Origin of the sequence: Hydrogenophaga sp. (assembly GCF_036675665.1) — a bacterium.
GTDB lineage: Bacteria > Pseudomonadota > Gammaproteobacteria > Burkholderiales > Burkholderiaceae_C > Hydrogenophaga.
In genome coordinates this window covers 1-3,065 of the sequence record NZ_JAKFEO010000041.1, presented here as the reverse complement: position 1 = coordinate 3,065, position 3,065 = coordinate 1, and the positions used below count along the sequence as shown (strand labels likewise).

Below are 3,065 nucleotides of genomic sequence, written 5' to 3'. Positions count from 1 at the left end.
AGGGTCGATCACGCGCGCGTCGCAGCTCATGAAGGGAATGCCCAGGCATTGCTGCTTCGGGTTGTCGGGCGGGTTGCTGTGCGAGGGCGCTGCTGTTTCCGTAAGGCCGTAGCCTTCGACATAGCGAAGGCCAAACTGCTCGAACAGCCGCTGAGCCACGGCCTGCGGCATCGCCGCGCCGCCGCCGCCGATGTGCACCAGGCTGGACAGGTCGTACTCGTCGAAGCTCGGGCTACCCAGCAGGTCGATCACCATGGTCGGGATATTGGTCCAGGAGGTCACCTTCCATTTCGAGATGAGGCGGCCGGCCAGGTCGCGGTCCCAGCGTGGCATCACGATGAGCGTGGCGCCCACGTAGATGCTGGCGTGCAGCACGCTCACCATGCCCGTGATGTGGAACATGGGCACGACGAGCAGCGTGACGTTCTCGGAGGTGGCGTTGCCCCAGATGGCGCTGGACACCGCGTTGTGCATGATGCTGGAGTGGAGGTGCCGGCAGCCCTTGGGCAGGCCGGTGGTGCCGCTGGTGTAAGGCAGCACGGCGAGGTCCGCTGGGCCGACGTCCAACGGGGACGGCGGGAGCGTATTGTCGAGCGCCGCCTCCCAGCTCATCGCCTCGCCGCCGTCCAGGGCCGGCAGGGGGTGCGGCGTGAGCAGCCAGTCATGCCACGCGGCGGGCATGGAATCCGCTCCCGGTGCCTGGGGATCGAATGCGTCGGTGAAATGGCTCACTACCAGGTGAGCCAGGCGCTGCTGCGCCGGCAACGCGTTGCTGGCCCTGGCGATTTCAGCTGCAAGGTCGGCGGTGGTGATCGCGACTTTCGCGTCGGGGTCTTCGATGTAGTGCTTGAGCTCCTCCGCGCGGTTCATCGGGTTCACCGGAACCACGACGGCGTTGGCGCGCAGGATCGCAAAATGCGCGATCACCAGCTGCGGACAGTTCTGCATGTCCAGCATCACCCGGTCGCCCTTGCGCACCCCCAGCGAGTGCAGCCGGGCGGCGAGCCGCTCGGCCTGCCTCTTGAGCTCGGCATAGCTGACGATGCGGCCGAAGAACACCAGCGCGGCCTTGTCCGGGTAGCGGCGGGCGTTGGTCTCGAGGTTGTCCCACAGCGAGGTGGCGGGCACGGTGATGCGGTGCGGCAGGCGCTTGGGCCAGAACTTGTGGTGGGGACGTTGCATGGGCATGGAGGCTAACGGCGAGCTTGCCGCGGCGCATCAGGGATGCCCCCAGCCCCGTCACTTTGGCGACGGCGCGGGGAAGTCGGCACCGTCCTACAGACGGATCGGCACCGCATGCGCAGACTCAGTCGCTGTCCCTCAAGGAGAACCATCATGATCGAAAAGAAAGCAAGCGTCCATTGGGAAGGCCCGGGCAAGACCGGCAAGGGCCAGGTGAGCACGGAGACCGGCGCCCTGCAGAACCAGGCCTACGGCGTGGCGGCCCGCTTCGCGGACGGCAAGGGCACCAACCCTGAAGAGATCCTCGGCGCCGCGCACGCGGCCTGCTTCACGATGTTCTTCGCCGTTGTGTGCGAGAAGGCGGGCATCAACGTGAGCACGATCGACACCACCGCCACCGTACGGCTGGCCAAGGAAGGTGAAGGCTGGAAGATCGACCGCATCGCCCTGGCGATGGAAGCCACCGTGCCCGGCCTCGATCAGGCGCGCTTCATGGAGCTGGCAGAGACATCGAAGAAGAACTGCCCGGTCTCCAAGGCCCTGGCCGCCGTGCCGGAGATCACGCTGGACGCCAAGCTGCGCGGCTGAGCCGGGCCTCTATCATGTGTGCTCCACCACACGGAGCACCCCATGAAAATCACCCGGCGCGCCCTCGCGGCGCTGCTCATCGCCGCCAGCACCGCCTCGATGGCGGCCTACCCTGAAAAGCCGATCCGCGTGGTGATCGGCTTTCCCGCGGGCGGCCCGCTCGACCAGCATGCACGCCTGCTCAGCGACAGGCTGCAGGCCGTGCTGGGCCAGCCGGTCATCATCGATTACAAGGCCGGCGCGGGCGGCACGGTGGGGGCGCAGGAAGTGATGAAGGCCGCGCCGGACGGCTACACGCTGATGCTCGCCAATACCGGGGTCATGGTGATCAACCCGGCCCTGTACAGCAAGCTGGCCTACCAGACCACGCGCGACTTCACGCCGATCGCGCGCACCGCCATGCAGCCGCTGGCTCTGCTGGTGAACCCCAAGCTGCCGGTATCGTCGCTCAAGGAGTTCATGGACTACGCGCGGACGCGGCCGGGCCAGGTGAACTACGGCTCGGCCGGCAACGGTGGCATCAGCCACCTGGTGCCTGAGATGTTCAAGAGCGCGACCGGGCTGTTCATGGTGCACATTCCCTACCGGGGCAGCGCTCCCGCGTTCACCGACCTCATGGGTGGGCAGGTGCAGTTCATGGCCGAGTCCATCCCGCAGGCCGCGAGCTACCACAAGCAGGGGCGCGTCAAGGCGCTGGCGGTGACGAGCAGGGAACGCAATCCCGCCCTGCCCGACACCCCGACCGTCATCGAAAGCGGCATCAAGGGCTTCGAGGTGGTGGGGTTCTACGGCTTCCTCGCGCCGGCCGGGCTGCCCAAGGATGTGACTGCGAAGCTCAGCGATGCCTTCAAGCAGGTGATGACCAGCCCCGACATCCGCGCCAAGATGGTCGCGCAGGGCGCGGACCCGGCCTTCCTGGGCAGCGAGGACTTCGCGAAATTCCTCGCCGCAGAGATGCCGCGCTGGGCTGACGCCGTGAAAAAATCCGGCGCGCGAATCGACTGAGCGTGTACGCGCCTCGATGCCGATGACGGCTGCTACTTTTCGAACCCACCTCCGTTGACAGGTTGAAAAGCGCGGCTATGGCACGTGCCCGCTCAGGCTGCCCCGTACTGTCGATGATCATGCGGCGGGCCGCTGTCCGGCGGCTGCAACTTCACAGCCCGCCGTAAAGAGCAAGCATGCCCAGCACATGCCCGATCGCCCTTCGCGGTCCGTGAGGTCCGGCGGCAACGTTTGCGTGCTCATGCGCGCTCGAACGTGACGCGGTAGGTGCACCGCTGGCCATCCATCGG

The 3,065-nt window shown here is 66.9% G+C and carries 3 protein-coding genes; 2 read left to right on the top strand and 1 reads right to left on the bottom strand.

Annotated features, from left to right (window positions below):
- Positions 1-1,182, bottom strand: a 1,182-nt coding sequence (locus V6M63_RS16350) for an AMP-binding protein (protein WP_442909604.1), incomplete at its 3' end; no start/stop codon positions are given.
- A 153-nt stretch (positions 1,183-1,335) separates the two neighbouring features.
- On the opposite strand from V6M63_RS16350, the gene V6M63_RS16345 reads away from it, so the two are divergent.
- Positions 1,336-1,770, top strand: coding sequence for an OsmC family protein (locus V6M63_RS16345; protein WP_332743587.1), 435 nt, complete (start codon positions 1,336-1,338; stop codon positions 1,768-1,770).
- 42 nt (positions 1,771-1,812) lie between these two features.
- Positions 1,813-2,775, top strand: coding sequence for a Bug family tripartite tricarboxylate transporter substrate binding protein (locus tag V6M63_RS16340; RefSeq protein ID WP_332743585.1), 963 nt, complete (start codon positions 1,813-1,815; stop codon positions 2,773-2,775).
- Positions 2,776-3,065 lie beyond the last annotated feature (290 nt).

Coding starts and splice junctions, on each gene's coding strand:
- V6M63_RS16345 (WP_332743587.1), top strand. CDS start 1,336: ATGATCGAAAAGAAAGCAAGCGTCCATTGGGAAGGCCCGGGCAAGACC.
- V6M63_RS16340 (WP_332743585.1), top strand. CDS start 1,813: ATGAAAATCACCCGGCGCGCCCTCGCGGCGCTGCTCATCGCCGCCAGC.